Here is a 17,263-nt window from a genome sequence, read left to right as displayed (position 1 = left end):
GGGGCATATGATCCTGATATGACCGACGACCTCCCTGACCTCCCCGCGCTCGCGCTGTTCGTCGCCGTCGTCGAGGAGGGCGGCCTGGGTGCCGGGGCGCGTCGCCGCGGACTGCACCAGCCCAACGCCAGCCGGCTCATCGCGCGGCTGGAGGCCCAGGTCGGCGCGCGGCTGATCGACCGGCACCCGCACGGGGCGCGCCCCACCGAGACCGGTCTGCGCTGTCTCGCGCAGGCACGCCGGCTGCTCGACGCCGCCGAGACCTTCATGGACTGGCGGCGCACCATCGAGCAGCAGGGCGATGTGGCGGCGCTGCGCGTCGGGGCGAGCCTGACCATCGCCGAGCATCTGATGCCGGCCTGGCTCGCCGCGCTGCGCCGTCGCGCCCCGGCGATCTCCGTGGACCCGAGCGTGCAGAATTCCGCGGCCGTGCTCGCCGGCGTGCGCGAGGGGCGGCTTCCGCTGGGATTCGTCGAGACCCCGCATCTGCCCGGGGATCTGCAGGCGCGCACCGTCCGCGACGACGAGCTGGTCCTGGTCATCGCCCCGGACCACCCGTGGGCCGAGCGCTCGGCCCCGGTGACGCTGGACGAGCTGGTCGCCACCCCGCTGGTCGTCCGCGAGGACGGCTCGGGCACCCGGGAGGCCCTGGAGACGGTGGTCGGCGCCCGCGGCATGACCGCTCCCGCCCAGATCCTGCGGAGCAATGCGGCCGTGCGCATCGCCGTGCGCTCGGGCGCCGGACCGGCGGTGCTCAGCGCCCTGGCGGTGCAGGACCAGCTGCGCTCCGGCGAGCTGCTCCGCGTGCCGCTGGCGGGCGCGCCGGTGCGGCGGCCGCTGACCGCAGTGTGGAACGGGCCGCGGCACCCGCCCGGAGCCGCGGCGCGGCTGCTGGAGGTCGCCGAGGCCGGATGAGCCGCGGCGCCTCAGACGCTGATGCGCTCCACCGCCTGGGAGGAGTCGGCGCCGATGTCCAGCGCCGAGGGCGCGACGCCGGCGGCGACCAGCTGGGCGCCGAGCGCGGCGACCATCGCCCCGTTGTCGGTGCACAGGCTCACCGGCGGGATGCGCAGCTCGAGGCCGGCCGCCGCGCAGCGCTGCGCCAGCAGCTCGCGCAGCCGGCGGTTGGCGGCCACTCCCCCGCCGAGCAGCAGCGTGGTCAGCCCGTGCTCGGTCGCGGCGCGGACGGCCTTGGCGGTGAGCACGTCGACCACCGCCTCCTGGAAGCTCGCGGCGATGTCGGCGGTCGGCACCTCGCGGCCGGCGGCCTCGAACTGCTCCACCGCCCGGGCCACGGCGGTCTTCAGCCCGGAGAAGGACCAGTCGTGCCGATGCTTCCCGGGGTCCTCCGCCGTGCCGACGAACTTCGGCATGGTCAGCGCCCGGGGGAAGCGGAAGGCCGCCGGGTCGCCGTCGGCGGCCGCCCGATCGATGGCCGGCCCGCCCGGGTAGCCCAGGCCGAGCAGCCGGGCGACCTTGTCGTAGGCCTCGCCGGCGGCGTCGTCGATGGTCGCGCCGAGCAGCTCGACGTCGTCGGTCAGCGAGCCGACGCGCAGGATCTCGGTGTGCCCGCCGGAGACCAGCAGCGCGCCGGTGCGCGGAGGCAGCGTCGGCGCGGCCCCGTCGCCGTCGGCGCCGCCGGCGCTGCCTTGGCCCTCCAGCAGCCCGACACCGACGTGGGCGACGAGATGGTTGACCCCGTAGAGCGGCTTGTCGGCGGCCAGCGCCAGCCCCTTCGCCGCCGAGACCCCGACCATCAGCGCCCCGGCGAGTCCGGGCCCGGCGGTGACGGCGACGGCGTCGACGTCGTCGAGCTCCACTCCGGCGGTCGTCAGCGCCCGGCGCAGCGTGGGCAGGAAGGCCTCCAGGTGGGCGCGGGCGGCGATCTCCGGGATGACCCCGCCGAAGCGGACATGCTCCTCCATCGAGGAGGAGACCGCGTTGGCCAGCAGCTCGGTGCCGCGGACGATGCCCACCCCGGTCTCGTCGCAGGAGGTCTCGATGCCGAGCACCAGCGGGGCTTCCGGCGCGCCGGCGGCGCCGGACGTCTCATCGGTGGCAGCGGGGGTCATCTCAGCTCCTCAGCGTCGAGGCCGACGTCGGCGCGTCGAGATCGCGCAGCGGCTTCTGCATGATCAGCGCGTCCGCCCCGTCGGGGTAGTAGCGCGGGCGGGTGTGGATGGCCGCGAAGCCCTCGCGGGCGTAGAGGGCCTGGGCCCCGGGGTTGTCGGCCCGGACTTCGAGCAGCACCTGGTCGGCGCGGCGCGCGGCGGCGGTGTCCACCAGCAGCCGCAGCAGCCGCGTGCCCAGCCCGCGGCCCTGGGCCTCGGGGGCCACCGCCAGCGTCTGCACGTCGGCCAGCGGCAGCACGCACATCAGTCCGGCGTAGCCGAGCACCGCCCCGTCGGCGTCGACGGCGACCCAGTACTGCCGGGTGCCGGAGGCGACTTCGGCGAGCTCCTCGCGGAAGAAGGACTCCGGCCAGGCGTCGTGCGGGAAGAGCCGCTGCTCCAGCGCCGTCACGGCGGCGACGTCGTCCGCAGTCATCGCGCGGACGGTCGGGGCGGCGGGATCCTCGTGCGTTCCGGTGCTCATGAGACCGCCTTCCGCGCCGTCGGCGCCACCGCGTCGGATTCGCGCAGGTACAGCGGCAGCGGATCGCGCAGCACCGCGCCGGCGGCGGCCAGCTGGCCCAGCTCGGCGGCGTCGGCGGTCCAGCGGGCGGCCTCCTCGGGCAGGCCGGGCGCCGGGGTCAGGTCCTCGGGGTAGAGCGAGACGCCGCGGCCGACGGCCGGCAGGTCGCCGAGGCCGCGGGCGGCCGGGTCGGAGGCCGGGCCGACGTGCGGGCCGTCGAGCAGCTCGGCGGCGCCGTCGGCGGCGCGGCAGCGCGCCCAGTGGACCTCGCGGCGTCGGGCGTCGGCGGTGACGAGGAACTCGCCGGTCAGCCCGTGGCGGGCCGCGCGGCGGGCGAGGGACTCCAGGCTGCCGATGCCGTGGAGCGGCAGGTCCCAGGCCTCGGCCAGGCTGTGGGCCAGCACCAGCCCGACGCGCAGGCCGGTGAAGGGTCCGGGCCCGACGCCGACGACGACGCCGTCGAGCTCCGCGCCGCGGATCCCGGCCTCGGTCAGCACCTCGCGCACGGCCGGGGCGAGGACTTCGGCGTGGGTGGTGGTGGCGTCGGTGCGCCGATGGGCCAGCACGGCCTCGCCGTCGGTGACGGCGGCCGAGGCCCCGGCGGAGGAGTCGATCGCGAGCAGCACCCCTCCATGCTATCGGCTCGCCGACACCGTCCCGCACCCGGGGATGACTCCGTGGAAAGCGTGGGAATGCCGCCGCATTCCCACCCGTCCCGCCGAGTCATCGCCTCCGAGAGGGGTGCTCAGAGCACCATCGCCGCGACGACCCCGCCGAGGAACAGCGGGATGTTGTAGTGCAGGAAGGTGGGCACGCAGGTGTCCCAGATGTGGTTGTGCTGACCGTCGGCGTTCAGCCCCGACGTCGGGCCCAGCGTGCTGTCCGAGGCCGGGGAGCCGGCGTCGCCGATGCCGCCGGCCGCCCCGATGAGCGCGGCGGTCGCCAGCGGGCTGAAGCCCAGACTCGACGCCAGCGGCACGAAGATCGCCGCGAGCACCGGCACAGTGCCGAAGGAGGTGCCGATGCCCATGGTCACCAGCATGCCCACCAGCATCAGCGTCACCGCGGCGAGCAACTGGCTGCCCCCGATCCAGTCGCCGGCCGCCGAGACCAGCGACTCCACCGCTCCGGTCTCGGTGAGCACCCCGGCGTAGCCGGAGGCGATGAGCATGATGAAGGCGATCGTGCCCATCATGGCCACGCCGCGGTCGATGATCGGGTCGCCGTCGCGCCAGGATTCTCCGCGCAGCAGGAAGATCACCAGGATGCCGGCCAGAGCGGCGATCACCAGCGAGCTGTAGACCAGCTGCAGCACCAGCGTCACCGCCAGCCCCAGCAGCACCACGACGTCGCCGCGCCCCCAGCGCGTCGTCGGGGCCTCGCCTGCCTCGCCGGCCGCGGTGGACTCGGGATCGGGCAGCGCCACGCCGCCGGGGCCGGCGGCGACCGTCGAGTACACGCGCGGCTTCCGGTAGGTGATCAATACGGCCACCGCGAGGCCGACGACCATCCCGCCCACCGGGATGGCCATGGCCAGCGGGATCCGTCCGACCGAGATCTCCATGCCGTGCTTGGTCATCTCGTCGGCGACGATGCCCTGGAAGATGAGCCCGAAGCCCAGCGGGACGAGCAGGTAGGGCGCCTTCAGTCCGAAGGTCAGCGCCGTGGCGATGGCTCGCCGGTCGACCTGCAGACGGTCGAAGACCGCCAGCAGCGGCGGGATCAGGATGGGGATGAAGGCGATGTGCACCGGCACGAGGTTCTGCGAGAGGCTCGCCAGCCCTGCGATGGCGAAGAGCACCACCGCCCGCGGGCCCTTGAGCAGCGGCAGGACCCTGCGGATGAGCTTCTCGGTCAGTCCCGAGCGGGAGACCATCACCGCCAGCGTGCCCAGCAGGATGTAACTCAGGGCGGTCTCGCCCTGGCCTCCCAGGCCCTCGATCAGCGTGTTGAAGGTCCCTTCGATGGACAGCCCTCCGGTCAGACCGGCCACCAGGGCGGCGATCAGCAGGGCGACGACGACGTTGACCCGCGCCAGGCTCAGCACGGCCAGGACCAGCACGGAGAGCACGACCGGATTGAGGAGTTCGGACACTCTCGGCTCACCTCGTTCTCGACGGTGTATGGAAAGGGCTGGCGTGATCGACCGCCCGGGGGCGCGGAGGCCACGTCAGGACGTGACCCACATCAATTTCATCCAGTGGTACTCACGTCCTGCCTATTGAAACTGTGATCCGGAGCATACGCAACCTCGGCGTCTCGATGCGGCACCGCGTGACGCCTCGAGGCTCGAGGGGGCGCGGCGTGGCCGGGCGCCATGCAGGACTGCGAGGGAGCGTCAGAGACCATGCCGGACGCCAGCCCTGACGCGACGGACCGGTGCTCCGGACCGGCACTCCGGACCTCGCCGATGCCGTGGGCCGCGTCCGGGCCGGCGTCCATCAGTGGACGCCCCTCAGTGGACGTCCCTCAGTGGACGCCCTTCAGCGGGCGACTCTCAGCCGGGCAGACCGGCCGGCGGGGCGGACCAGCGAGGGCCGTGGCCGCGCAGCACCGCCCGGCGGCTGCGGCCGAGCACATCGGCCTCCGACTCGGAGAAGTCGGTGATGATCTCCGGGGCGTCGTCGCCGTCGGAGGGCGCGGAGCCGTTCCCGGAGCCGGCGGTCTGCGGCGTCGTCGGGCCGGGGGCGGCGGGAAGGGCGGGATCCACCAGCTCCAGGTCCAGCCAGGAGCCGTCGACGCCGACCAGCGCCTCCTCGGCCACGCCGCGGCCCCACTCGACCACTGTCACCGATCGCTCGCGCGTGGAGACCAGGTCCAGGCCCTCCACACCGGCGGCGTCGGTGCGATAGGCGTCGACGTGGACCAGGTCGGGCCCGTCGTGCTCCGCGCGGTGGATCCGGCTGAGCACGAAGGTCGGCGAGCTCACCCGCCCGGAGACTCCCAGCGCCGCGGCCAGCGCCTGGGTGAAGGTCGTCTTGCCCGCGCCGAGACCGCCGGTGAGGATCAGCACGTCGCCGGCGCGCAGCTCCGCGGCCAGCGTCTGCGCGAACGTTTCGGTGGCCTGCAGATCGTCGAGCCGCCGCTCGAGCCGCCACTGCGGATCCGCCGGCGTCGCGGCCCCGCTCACCACGCGCCCCCGGCCGTGCCGCCCGGCGTCGTGCCCGCTGCGGTGCCCGGTGCCGTGCCCGTCGGCACGTCGTCGGGCCGGCCGCGCTCGGAATCGATCACCTGCCGGGGCACGCGGGAGCCGATGCGGGTGATGATCTCGTAGTTGATCGTCTGCGCGGCCGTGCCCCAGTCGGCGGCCGAGATGCCGGAGTCGCCGCCGAAGAGCACGACGTCGTCGCCCACTGAGACCTCGGTGTCGACGTCCTCGAGGTCGACGACGAACTGGTCCATCGCCACGCGGCCGGCCGACTGGTACGTCCGCTCCCCGATCCGAACCGGGGCATGGACGGCGATCCGCGGCACGCCGTCGCCGTAGCCCATCGGGATCAGCGCCAGCGACGTCGGCCGGTCCACCCGGTGGGTCAGCCCGTAGCTGATGCCCTGCCCGGCCGGGACCTGCTTGACGTTGGCCACTGTCGTCCGCAGCTCCATCGCCGGCTCCAGCCCGAGGTCCTCGGCCGAGCGGTCGGCGAAGGGGCTCTGCCCGTAGACGCCGACGCCGACGCGGACCATGTCGAAGTGCGCATCCGGCCGGGACAGCGCGGCCGGAGTGTTGGCCACATGCCGCAGCGAGACGCTCAGCCCTGCCTCTTCGGCGGTCTCCACCGCCCAGCGATAGACCTCGAGCTGCTCGTCGGTCTCCCGCCGATCGGGCTCGTCGGCGACGGCCAGATGGGTGAACAGCCCCACCACGCTCATCAGCCCGCGGTCCTGGAACTCGACGGCGCGGGCCACCAGCTCCGGCCAGCGCTCCGGCGTGCAGCCGTTGCGTCCCAGACCGGTGTCGACCTTCAGATGCACATGCGCCGGCGTCTGCAGCTGCTCGGCCGCGGCGGCGACCTCGTCGATCTCCCAGCCGGAGATCCCCAGGTCCACGTCCTGGGAGATCGCCTCGACGAAGTCGGTGCGGGCGGTGTGCAGCCAGGCCAGCATCGGCGCCTCGATCCCGGCGGCGCGCAGCTGCAGCGCCTCGGTCACATGGGCGACGCCGATCCAGTCGGCGCCGCCGTCGACGGCGGCGTGCGCGGCGGTCACCGCCCCGTGGCCGTAGCCGTCGGCCTTGACGGCGACCATGACCTTCGCGGGCCGGACGTAGGCGGCGATCGTGGCCACGTTGTGCCGGATGGCGGCGGGATCGATGATCGCCGCGCGCTCCGGGGCGTGGACCTCGGGCACAGCTGTGCCGCTGATGGTGCTCATGCCCTCTACTCTACGAGGAGCGGCCGTCATGACTGCGGCCGCCCCCGCCGGTCGGCGTGCCAGCTGGCCCACCCGGCGGCGACGCCGATCACGACGATCCACAGCACCTGGAGCACGGCGATCAGCGGTGACCAGAGCAGCGCGAAGGTGGCCAGCAGCGGCACCGCGGCCGCAGTGATCCCGGAGACCATCGCCGCGGCCCGGGGCGTGGAGGCCGAGAGCCACTGCGAGGCCGTGCCCGTTGCCGCGCCGAGGAGACCGGAGACGGCCGCGACCGGAGTCAGCAGCCAGAGATAGCCGCCGAACCCGGACAGCAGAGTCTCCGGGGCCAGGTAGCCGGTCATCAGGTCCACCGGCAGCGCGATCACCACCACGGCCAGAGTGGCGACCAGCACTGCGACCAGTGCGGTGATCAGGCGGCGCAGCAGGTGGCGAGGTCCGGGGCGAGCGGCGGCAGATGTCATGGTCATCACATTCTTCCAGATCGGGGCGGCCGCGCCGTTCAGGCCCGGTGGTCGACGCCGACGGCGACAGTGCCCGACGTCGGGCTGACCGCCTCGATCAGGCGTCCGGCGCCGAAGGCCCCGCAGCCGAAGGGGTCGATCCGACCGGCCGCCTGGGCATGGATGCGCACGCCCAGCGCGGCGGTGCGCCACATCGGCTCCTCGGGCCGCACGGCGGCCAGCGCGCCGATGATGCCGGTGAGCACGTCCCCGCTGCCGGCGGTCGCCAGTCCCGGGGCGTCGACGCGGTGGACCACTGTCGGCGCGTCCGGGGCCGCGATGACGGTGCTGGGGCCCTTCAGCAGCACGGTGACCTCCAGCTGCTCGGCCAGCTGCTCGACGGCGGCGGCCGGATCGGACTCCAGCAGCTCGATCAGGTCGTCGCGGTCGAGGTCGGCCATCACCCCGCGGATCTCGCCGAGGTGCGGAGTGAGCAGCACATGCGGACCGAGCTCGACGTCGGTGAAGGAGGAGTCGTTGAGATGCGACAGCGCCGAGGCGTCGATGACGCAGGGTCGTCCCGGCCCCGCCCACTCCAGGGCGCGGCCCAGGGCCGCCAGCTGGAAGACGTCGCGGCCGATGCCCGGGCCGACGGCCGCCGCCGTCGCCCGCTGCAGCACCGAGCTGCCCCGGCCGGAGGTGGTGACCACCTCCGGCATCATCGTCACCAGCCGGTCGCGGACCTCCTCCGGCGCCTGCAGCACGACCATGCCCACTCCGGTGGACACCGCCGCGGCCGAGGTCAGCTGCGCGGCACCGGGGAACTCCCGGGAGCCGGCGATCACGTGGACCGCCCCGCGCGAATACTTGTGGTCGCCGTCCGCCGGACGCGGCCGCACCAGCGGAGCCGGCCGCTCGTCGCCGCCCGGGGCGCACTGGCCGCGCCGACGACGCTGACCGGCCTCCGAGCCCACCGACTGGTCCTCGCCGACCAGCCAGCGGACCGGCAGCTCGAGGTTCGCCTCGATGCCGATGGGCACGGTGCGCACCACGCCGGCGGCCTGCGACCCGGCGCCGATCACCAGTCCGGTCTTGCAGCCGCCGAAGGTCACCGTGCAGTCGGCCTCGATGACGTCGCCGGCGACGGTGCCGGTGTCGACGTCGACGCCGGAGGGCACGTCGCAGGCGACGACCTGGGGACGGCGCTCGTCGACGATGGACTCCCGGCGGCACTCCAGCAGCTCGGCGAGGCCCTCGACGTCCGGAAGGGTGAAGCCGCTGCGCGATCCGGTGCCGATGATCGCGTCGAGCAGCACCTCGGTGCTCGCCGGGATCACCTCGACGGTGCGTCCGCCGACGGCGCGGAAGGCCGCCAGCCCGTCGGGATGCACATCCTCGCGCAGCAGCACCGCGCGGGCGTCGACGCCGCGACGGCGCAGCTTCGCCAGCGCGTGCAGCCCGTCCCCGCCGTTGCTGCCGGACCCGATCAGTCCGACGACGACGGCGCCGTAGACCCGCCCGCAGCCGGTCTCCAGGCGATCCAGGACCTCCTGGGCCAGGGCGTGGGCGGCTCGGCGCATCAGCGTCTCGCCGTGGCCGGCCTCGACCAGCGGGGCCTCGGCCGCACGGACCTGTGCGGCGGTGTGCAGCGGGATCAGCGGGACCTCGGCGCGCCGGGGTCCTCCCCCGTCTCCGCCGGGCCCTCCGACTCCCCCGGCTCCGCCGGGGGCCGCGGACGCTCCGGACCGGCCCGCGCCGCCGGGCGCGATCGGCGCGGGAGCCGGCGTCGGCCGCGGCCTCGACGCCGTCGTGCGCGTCGCAGGCCTGCGCCTCATCGGCATGCTCATGATCAGCTCCTCCCCTCGGCGACCACCATCGCGGTCGCGACGTCGCCGTCGTGCGACAGCGACAGATGCCAGTATGCGACGCCGCGCCGCTCGGCGACGGCCTCCACTGTGCCGGTGACGGCCACGCGCGGCGCGCCGGAAGCGTCGACGACGATCTCGCAGTGCTGCCAGGACATCCCCGCCGGGGCGCCCAGCGCCTTGGCCACGGCCTCCTTGGCCGCGAAGCGTGCGGCCAGCGAGCGCAGCGGCAGCCCGCGCTCGGCGTCGGTGAACAGTCGCTCGCGCAGCCCCGGCGCACGGCCCAGCTGGTCGCCGAAGCGACTGACCTCGACGACGTCGACGCCGATCCCGATGATCACGTGTGGTCCTCCCTCGACATGGTCGTCGGGCGCACTCGCCCGACCTCCGCTCCCGCACGGCGACGCCGGGCCCCGCGCCGCCGACGGCCGTCGAGGGTCTAGACGACGGCGGGCGGTGCGGGGCCCGGCGGTCCGGCGCGTCAGCGCCCGGTCACCTGCTCGCGATCACTCGACGGTGACGGACTTGGCCAGGTTGCGCGGCTGGTCGACGTCGTAGCCCTTCTCCGCGGCCAGCGCGCAGGCGAAGATCTGCAGCGGCACCGTGGTCAGCAGCGGCATCAGCAGCGGCTGGGTCTCCGGCACCCGGAAGACGGACTCGGAGAAGTCCTCGACCGTCGCGTCGCCCTCCTCGGCGACGGTGATGGTCTTCGCCCCGCGGGCGCGGACCTCCTGGATGTTGGAGACCACCTTGGAGTGCAGCGAGTGGCGGCCCCGCGGCGAGGGGACGACGACGAAGACCGGCTGGCCCTCGTCGATCAGCGCGATGGGGCCGTGCTTGAGCTCGCCGGCGGCGAAGCCCTCGGCGTGGATGTAGGCCAGCTCCTTGAGCTTCAGCGCGCCCTCCATCGCGACCGGGTAGCCGACGTGGCGGCCCAGGAACAGCACCGACGGCGTCTCGGCCATGTCCCGGGCGAGCTGCTTGATCTGCCCCGAGTCGTCGAGGATCTGCTCGATCTTGGCGGGGATGCTGTGCAGGTCGGCGAGGATGTCGGTGATCTGGCCCTGGAAGAGCTGGCCGCGCAGCTGGGCGAGGTACAGGCCCAGCAGGTAGGAGGCGGCGATCATCGCCAGGAAGGCCTTGGTGGAGGCCACGGCGATCTCCGGGCCGGCATGCAGGTAGAGCACCGCGTCGGACTCGCGCGGGATGGTCGAGCCGTTGGTGTTGCAGATGGCCAGCGTCTTCGCGCCCTGCTCCTTGGCGTAGCGCACCGCCATGAGGGTGTCCATGGTCTCGCCGGACTGCGAGATGGACACGACCAGCGTCGTCTCGTCGATGATCGGGTCGCGGTAGCGGAACTCGTGGGCGAGCTCGACCTCCACCGGCACGCGGGTCCAGTGCTCGATGGCGTACTTGGCCACGGTGCCGGCGTAGGCGGCGGTGCCGCAGGCCAGCACGATGATCTTCTGCACGGCCTTCAGGTCCTCGGCGTCGATGCGCAGCTCGTCGAGGACCAGGCGGCCGTCGGCGTCGGTGCGGCCCAGCAGAGTGTCCTCCACCGCCTTGGGCTGCTCGTTGATCTCCTTCTCCATGAAGGTGTCGTAGCCGCCCTTCTCGGCGGCCGCGGCGTCCCAGTCGACGGTGAAGCGCCGGCCCTCGGCGGGCCGGCCGTCGAAGCCGATGATGTCCAGCTGCTCGCTGGTGATCGTCACGATCTGGTCCTGCGCGAGCTCCACGGCCTCACGGGTGAAGTCGATGAATCCCGAGACGTCGGAGCCGAGGAAGTTCTCGCCCTCGCCCAGGCCGACCACCAGCGGCGAGTTGCGGCGGGCGGCGACGACGCGGTCGGGCTGGTCGGCATGGACGGCGAGCAGGGTGAAGGCGCCCTCGAGCTGCCCGCAGGCCAGACGCATCGCCTCGGTCAGGTCCCCGGCGGCGTCGCCGGCGAAGTGGTGACCGATCAGCTGGGCGGCGACCTCGGTGTCGGTCTGCGAGGCGAAGGTGATGCCCTCGGCGGTCAGGCCGGCCTTCAGCTCGGCGAAGTTCTCGATGATGCCGTTGTGGATGACGGCGAGCTTGCCGTCGTCGCCCAGGTGGGGATGGGCGTTCAGGTCGTTCGGCCCGCCGTGCGTGGCCCAGCGGGTGTGACCGATGCCGACCGGCGATTCCGCGACCGGGCTGGAGGCGATCTCGTCCTCCAGGTTGACGAGCTTGCCGGCCTTCTTGCGGGTCTCCACGCTGCCGGCCGAGACGGTCGCGACGCCTGCAGAGTCGTAACCTCGGTACTCGAGACGGCGCAGTCCTTCGAGCAGGACGTCGAGCGCCGCGTGGTCAGATGTCTTCTCGGGGCGGCCGATGTAGCCGACGATTCCACACATGTCTCATAGCGTATCGTGTTCCCGTGTCTTCGCACTCGAACGATGATCCGCGCCCCGCGGCGCCGATCCCCAGCGAGCCGCACCCCACGGGGCCGCTCCCCGCGGAGGTCGCCGGCACCGCCCCCTGGGCCGGCTCTCCGGCCCGCGGCGGCTCCGAGCATTACAGCCCGTTCGTCGAGCTGGCCCGCCGCGACTGGGCCCGGCTGGCCCACCGGCTGGAGCAGCCGCTGAACCAGGACGACGTCGACCGGCTCCGCGGCATCGGCGAGCACCTCTCGCTGGATGAGGTCGCCCAGGTCTATCTGCCGCTGAGCCGGCTGCTGTCCATCTACGTCGAGTCGGCGGCCCATCTGCGCGCGGCCACCAACGACTTCCTGGGCGGGACCACCCGGCGGACGCCCTTCGTCATCGGCGTGGCCGGCTCGGTCGCCGTCGGCAAGTCCACCAGCGCCCGCGTGCTGCAGGAGCTGCTGCGCCGCTGGCCGTCGACTCCGCGGGTGGAGCTGGTCACCACCGACGGCTTCCTGCACCCCAATGCCGAGCTGCGCCGACGCGGACTGATGGAGCGCAAGGGCTTCCCGGAGGCCTATGACCGGCGGAAGCTGCTGCGCATGGTCTCGGAGGTCAAGTCCGGCAAGCCCGAGGTCCGCGCCCCCTGGTACTCGCATCTGCACTACGACATCGTCCCGGACCGCGAAGTCGTCATCCGCAGCCCCGATGTGCTGATCGTCGAGGGGCTCAACGTCCTGCAGCCGGCCCGGGTCCGCGCCGACGGGACCACCGGACTGGCGCTCAGCGACTTCTTCGACTTCTCGATCTACGTGGACGCCAATCCGGCGCACATCGAGCAGTGGTACGTGGACCGCTTCATGCGGTGGCGCCACGGCGCCTTCGCGAATCCGGAGAGCTACTTCCACCAGTACTCCTACCTCTCCGACGAGGAGGCCGTGCAGCGGGCCACCGACATCTGGAACCGGATCAACGGGCCCAACCTGCGCGAGAACATCCAGCCGACCCGGTCGAGGGCCCGGCTGGTGATGAGCAAGAGCCGCGACCATTCGGTCTCGCGGGTGCTGCTGCGCAAGGTCTGAGGCACCGCCTGCGGCGCACGGCGCCCCGAGGCGCGGGCCCGACGTCGACCCCATGGTCTAGCGTGGGGCCTGTCGCACTCTGTTCGTCGACCTGGAGGCCGCTGTGGCCGCATCCCCCTCGCCCGCCGTCCGTGCCCGCCGTCGCCGCCTGGCGGCGACTCTGCTGGCCCTCGTGCTGGCGGTCGCGCTGGGCCTCGGCGCCTGGCGGCTGATCGCCGGCGGCACCGACGCCGCCCCGGATCCGGCGGCCGACTCGGGGACGGCCTCCCCCACGTCCTCCGCCGGATCCTCCGCCGGATCCTCCGCCGAGCCGTCCGGGGACTCCTCGGCGGCGGCGTCCGAATCCGCGACCGGCGGATCCGCCGGAGACGCGGTGAGCTCGGCCTCCCGGGATCCGGAGTCGAAGCATGTGCTGGTCAACCGGCGCAATCCGCTCCAGCCGCAGGACTACGTGCCCGAGGTCCGCGCCCTGGACGTCGAGATGGTCTACCCCGGCCAGGAGATGCGGCCGCAGGCCGCCGACGCGCTGGAGGAGCTCGTCGCCGCGGCGGAGCAGCAGAACCATGTGTTGAAGGTGACCACCGCATACCGCACGTACAAGCACCAGAAGGCGCTCTACGATCAGCGGCTGGAGGCCTCGGGCCGCGAGGTCGCCGACGAGTACACCGCACGGCCGGGTTACTCGGAGCACCAGACCGGCCTGGCGGTCGACGTCACCGCGAACCATGACTGCCAGCTGAAGGACTGCTTCGGCGACACCCCGGAGGGCGAGTGGGTGGCCGAGCATGCCGCCGAGCACGGCTTCGTCCTCCGCTACCCGGAGGGCGCCGCCGACATCACCGGCTATTCCTACGAGCCCTGGCATCTGCGCTACGTCGGCGTCGAGACCGCCCGGGCGGTGCATCAGGCCGGCGTGACGCTGGAGGAGTACTGGGGCGAGCCGGCCGCGGCCGAGTACCCCGACGCCGAGGGCTGACCGGCTCGGACCGCGCCCGCCGGCGCCGTCGTCCGGCCCGCTTCGCGGCCCCGCGGGTCAGGGGCGCGGCTCGACCGCGGGCTCCGGCCCGGTCGGCTCGGGCGGGGCGGTGCGGTGGCGCTGCTCGCCCATGACCTCGACGATCCCCTCCAGCCGGGCGCGCACCCGCTCCTCGCCGAGCTGCAGCTGCTCCGGGACGCCGTCGGCGACGAGCTCGTCCAGCGGCCAGATGCCGCGGTGGGAGCCTTCGTCATGGGGGCCGCGGTCCGCTGTCACCGGAGTCCAGTCCATGGCGGTGACCTGCGGATCGCCGTCCTCGGGCACAGTGATGGTCGTCAGCACCGCCGCGCCGGTGGCGGTGGCCTGCACGCAGCATTCCTCGTCCTGGTTGGTCAGGAAGTTCCCCATCGACCAGACGGTCTGCATGCCCTCGCCGTCGGGGCCGCCGTCGAGCACCTCGATCGGCTGCGGCGTGTGCGAATGGCTGCCCAGCACGACGTCGATCTCGCCGCCGGCGGCCAGCTCCTCGCCGTAGGAGCGCTGCGCCGCCGTCGGGCCGTCAGTGTACTCCTCGCCCCAGTGCACCGAGGCGAGGACGACGTCGGCCCCGGCCTCGCGGGCGGCGCGGGCGCGGGCGGTCAGCTCCTCGGGCGAGGACTCGTCGAGCGCCCAGTCCCGCCCCTGGGGCAGCTCGTGGGCCCCGTTGCGGATGCGCGTGGCGGACAGATGGGCCACTGTGACCTCCTGTCCGCCGCGTTCGAGCGTGTAGGTCTGCGGGGCCGCGGCCTCCTCGGCGCTGCGGGCGGTGCCCACGTGTCCCAGCCCCTGCTCGTCGAAGACGTCCAGCGTGCGCTCGAGTCCGGCGATCCCCTGGTCCATGGAGTGGTTGGTCGCCGTGCTGCAGCCGTCGAAGCCGAGATCGGCGAGGTCGGAGACCAGGGAGGCCGGGGCGCCGAAGACCGGGTAGCCGATCGGCTCCTGGCCCTGCGGGGCCACCGGGACCTCCATGCCGCAGAGCGCCAGATCCGCCCCGGAGACCCAGTCCTGCATCTCCGCCATCATCGGGCTGAAGTCATAGGCGCCGCCGTCGGTCTGCGCCGTGGCCAGGACATTGCCGTGGGGCAGCACGTCCCCGGCGGCGAAGACGGTGAACTGCTCCGCTGCCTGCGCCGACGACGTGTCCGAGGAAGAACCCGACGACGCGCCCGAGGACGGCGCCGCGGTCGAGGGTTCCTCCTCCGTGCCGCCGTCGGGAGCCGCCGCGCAGGAGCTCAGCAGAAGGAGCCCGGTGAGCAGACCGGCGCACGCCGTCGGCACCGATGCGGACCGGGGCGAGGAGACGGGAGCGGGGCGAGCGACGCGGGCGGCCATGGCTCGAGCGTAGGCCATGACGCCGGGCGGCCGCATCGGGTCCGCCGACGAGCCGCCGCCGGGCCGCCGCCGGGCCGGCCCGGGGGCGACGGGACGGCCCGGACGAGGTCCGGGGATCCCGTCGACGCCGGTCGACGGCTAGCATCGGAGGATGCTCACCGGATTCAGAGATTTCATCATGAAGGGGAACGTCGTCGACCTCGCGGTCGCCGTCGTCATCGGGGCCGCCTTCGGCACAGTGATCACCGCCCTCGTCGAGCACGTGCTGATGCCGCTGATCTCGGCGCTGGTGGGCTCGCCGAGCTTCGACGACTTCGCCGTCGTCGAGATCAACGGCAACCTGCTGCAGTTCGGGATGCTGCTGACGGCGCTGGTGAACTTCCTGCTGGTCGCCGCGGCCGTCTACTTCACCGTGGTGCTCCCGATGACCCGATATCGCGAAGCGCTCGAACGCCGCCGGGGCGATGCGGCCGTCGAGGACGTCGACCCGAACCTCCAGGTGCTCCACGAGATCCGCGATCTGCTCGCCGAGCAGCGCGAGACCGGCTCCTCCGGTTCCTCCGGGTCCTCCCGAGACCGGTCCTGAGGCCTCAGAGAGCGAGCTCGGCGCGGACCACCTCGGCCAGCGACTCGGACTCGGACCGCGCGATCTCCGCCGTGGTGGCCTCGACCATCACGCGGACCACCGGTTCGGTCCCCGAGGGACGCAGCAGCACCCGGCCGGCCTCGCCGAGCCGGCCTTCGACCTCGGCGACGGCGCTGCGGACCGCCTCGTGGGACTTCACCCGCGCCTTGTCCACATCCTTGACGTTGACCAGCACCTGCGGCAGGCGAGTCATCGCCGCGTCGGCGAGCTCGCGCAGCGACGACCCGGTGGAGGCGACGCGGGCGGCCAGCTGCAGACCGGTGAGCACGCCGTCGCCGGTGGTGGCGTGCTCGGAGAGGATCAGGTGGCCCGACTGCTCGCCGCCGAGCGAGTATCCCCCGGAGCGCATGGCCTCCAGCACGTAGCGGTCGCCGACGCCGGTCTCGACGATCTGCACGCCGGCGGCCCGCATGCCGAGCTTCAGGCCCAGGTTGCTCATCACCGTGACGACGAGCGTGTCGTCGGCCAGCCGGCCCTCCGCCTGCAGCTTGGCGGCCAGGATGCCCATGATCTCGTCGCCGTCGACCATGGCGCCGGCGTGGTCGACGGCCAGACAGCGGTCGGCGTCGCCGTCGTGGGCGATGCCCAGGTCCGCGCCGTGGCTGACCACCGCCTCCTGGAGATTCTCCAGGTGGGTCGAGCCGAAGCCGTCGTTGATGTTGAGGCCGTCGGGGTCGGCGCCGATCACCACGACCTCGGCGCCCGCATCGGTGAAGACCTGCGGCGAACAGCCGCTGGCGGCGCCGTGGGCGCAGTCCAGCACGACCTTCAGCCCGTCGAGCCGCGTGCCGTCCAGCGTGCCGAGCAGGTGGACCAGGTAGCGGTCCTCGGCGTCGGCGAAGCGCCGCACGCGCCCGACGTCGCCGCCGGTGGGTCGCGGCGGGTCCTGGCCCATGCGGTCTTCGATGGCGTCCTCGGCGGCGTCGTCGAGCTTCTGTCCGCCGCGGGCGAGGAACTTGATGCCGTTGTCCTCGGCCGGATTGTGCGAGGCCGAGATCATCACGCCGAAGTCGGCGTCGATGTCGGCGACCAGGAAGGCGGCCGCCGGAGTCGGCAGCACGCCGGCGTCGTGGACGTCCACCCCGGAGCTGGCCAGTCCGGCCTCGACGGCGGCGGCGAGATAGTCGCCGCTGATGCGCGGGTCACGGGCGACGACGGCCAGCGGGCGCCGCCCCTCGGGGACGTCGGCGCCGAGGACCGCGGCGGCCGCCTGGGAGAGTCTGAGCGTGAGTTCGGCGGTGAGCAGCTCATTGGCCACCCCGCGCACTCCGTCGGTTCCGAAGAGTCGTGCCATGGAGATCAAGTCTAGCGCCGACCGAGGGCCGGAGCCGCGCACGCCGCGGGGGCGCCGGAGCCCCGGGGACCGGCCGCCCCGGGATCGCCGCCCCACCCGCCCCTCCGGCGGACGCACGAAGGCCCCGAGGACCGGAGTCCTCGGGGCCTTCGTCGATCCGCGAGCGCAGTTCAGCGCCGGTGGATCCGAGCGAT

Annotated in this window: 16 protein-coding genes; 4 read left to right on the top strand and 12 right to left on the bottom strand. The window is 73.4% G+C overall.

All coding sequences use genetic code 11. The annotated features are described in order from the left end of the window. Nucleotides 1-18 precede the first annotated feature (18 nt). Nucleotides 19-915, top strand: a complete 897-nt coding sequence (locus tag ABD652_RS07010) for a LysR family transcriptional regulator (protein WP_344719651.1) — start codon at nt 19-21, stop codon at nt 913-915. A gap of 11 nt (nt 916-926) precedes the next feature. On the opposite strand, the gene tsaD is transcribed toward ABD652_RS07010, so the two are convergent. The 10 genes from tsaD to glmS form a co-directional block, all read right to left on the bottom strand. Further along, a complete protein-coding gene (tsaD, locus tag ABD652_RS07005) occupies nt 927-2,072 on the bottom strand; it encodes a tRNA (adenosine(37)-N6)-threonylcarbamoyltransferase complex transferase subunit TsaD (RefSeq protein WP_344719649.1) in 1,146 nt (381 codons plus the stop codon). 1 nt (nt 2,073) lies between these two features. Then, a complete protein-coding gene (gene rimI, locus ABD652_RS07000) occupies nt 2,074-2,595 on the bottom strand; it encodes a ribosomal protein S18-alanine N-acetyltransferase (protein WP_344719647.1) in 522 nt (173 codons plus the stop codon). Continuing rightward, nucleotides 2,592-3,260, bottom strand: coding sequence for a tRNA (adenosine(37)-N6)-threonylcarbamoyltransferase complex dimerization subunit type 1 TsaB (tsaB, locus tag ABD652_RS06995; RefSeq protein WP_344719645.1), 669 nt, complete (start codon nt 3,258-3,260; stop codon nt 2,592-2,594). Before tsaB ends, rimI begins: the two co-directional genes overlap by 4 nt. 119 nt (nt 3,261-3,379) lie before the next feature. Then, nucleotides 3,380-4,729, bottom strand: coding sequence for a Na+/H+ antiporter family protein (locus ABD652_RS06990; protein ID WP_344719643.1), 1,350 nt, complete (start codon nt 4,727-4,729; stop codon nt 3,380-3,382). A gap of 402 nt (nt 4,730-5,131) precedes the next feature. After that, complete coding sequence (gene tsaE / locus ABD652_RS06985) at nt 5,132-5,764, bottom strand: tRNA (adenosine(37)-N6)-threonylcarbamoyltransferase complex ATPase subunit type 1 TsaE (protein WP_344719641.1); 633 nt, start codon at nt 5,762-5,764, stop codon at nt 5,132-5,134. Then, entirely contained in the window at nt 5,761-7,005 is a 1,245-nt protein-coding gene (gene alr, locus ABD652_RS06980; RefSeq protein ID WP_344719639.1) for an alanine racemase, read from the bottom strand. Before alr ends, tsaE begins: the two co-directional genes overlap by 4 nt. Before the next feature lie 26 nt (nt 7,006-7,031). Continuing rightward, nucleotides 7,032-7,475 carry a hypothetical protein gene (locus ABD652_RS06975; RefSeq protein ID WP_344719637.1) on the bottom strand — a complete coding sequence of 148 codons (444 nt, stop codon included), beginning with the start codon at nt 7,473-7,475 and terminating at the stop codon, nt 7,032-7,034. A 32-nt stretch (nt 7,476-7,507) separates the two neighbouring features. Then, nucleotides 7,508-9,295: an NAD(P)H-hydrate dehydratase gene (locus tag ABD652_RS06970; RefSeq protein WP_344719635.1), complete on the bottom strand. Its 1,788-nt coding sequence runs from the start codon at nt 9,293-9,295 to the stop codon at nt 7,508-7,510. A 2-nt stretch (nt 9,296-9,297) separates the two neighbouring features. Then, a complete protein-coding gene (locus tag ABD652_RS06965) occupies nt 9,298-9,654 on the bottom strand; it encodes a holo-ACP synthase (RefSeq protein ID WP_344719633.1) in 357 nt (118 codons plus the stop codon). A 165-nt stretch (nt 9,655-9,819) separates the two neighbouring features. Next, a complete protein-coding gene (gene glmS / locus ABD652_RS06960; protein ID WP_344719631.1) occupies nt 9,820-11,691 on the bottom strand; it encodes a glutamine--fructose-6-phosphate transaminase (isomerizing) in 1,872 nt (623 codons plus the stop codon). 23 nt (nt 11,692-11,714) lie between these two features. Between glmS and coaA the strand changes: the two genes are divergently transcribed. Both coaA and ABD652_RS06950 read left to right on the top strand, forming a co-directional pair. Continuing rightward, nucleotides 11,715-12,782, top strand: coding sequence for a type I pantothenate kinase (gene coaA / locus ABD652_RS06955; RefSeq protein WP_153142896.1), 1,068 nt, complete (start codon nt 11,715-11,717; stop codon nt 12,780-12,782). 103 nt (nt 12,783-12,885) lie between these two features. Further along, on the top strand, nt 12,886-13,758 hold the full coding sequence (locus ABD652_RS06950) for a M15 family metallopeptidase (RefSeq protein WP_344719628.1): 873 nt from the start codon (nt 12,886-12,888) through the stop codon (nt 13,756-13,758). Nucleotides 13,759-13,815: 57 nt separating this feature from the next. Here the strand turns inward: ABD652_RS06950 and ABD652_RS06945 are convergent, their stop codons facing one another. Beyond that, complete coding sequence (locus ABD652_RS06945) at nt 13,816-15,129, bottom strand: CapA family protein (RefSeq protein WP_344719626.1); 1,314 nt, start codon at nt 15,127-15,129, stop codon at nt 13,816-13,818. Between the two features lie 151 nt (nt 15,130-15,280). Between ABD652_RS06945 and mscL the strand changes: the two genes are divergently transcribed. Beyond that, nucleotides 15,281-15,715 carry a large conductance mechanosensitive channel protein MscL gene (gene mscL, locus ABD652_RS06940; RefSeq protein WP_344719624.1) on the top strand — a complete coding sequence of 145 codons (435 nt, stop codon included), beginning with the start codon at nt 15,281-15,283 and terminating at the stop codon, nt 15,713-15,715. A 4-nt stretch (nt 15,716-15,719) separates the two neighbouring features. Here the strand turns inward: mscL and glmM are convergent, their stop codons facing one another. Beyond that, on the bottom strand, nt 15,720-17,069 hold the full coding sequence (gene glmM, locus ABD652_RS06935) for a phosphoglucosamine mutase (protein WP_344719622.1): 1,350 nt from the start codon (nt 17,067-17,069) through the stop codon (nt 15,720-15,722). Nucleotides 17,070-17,263: the final 194 nt, after the last annotated feature.

It is taken from the genome of Nesterenkonia halobia (assembly GCF_039536005.1).
Classification (GTDB): domain Bacteria; phylum Actinomycetota; class Actinomycetes; order Actinomycetales; family Micrococcaceae; genus Nesterenkonia; species Nesterenkonia halobia.
Note: the sequence above shows the minus strand (reverse complement) of the source record. Positions and strands in the feature narration are given on the sequence as shown.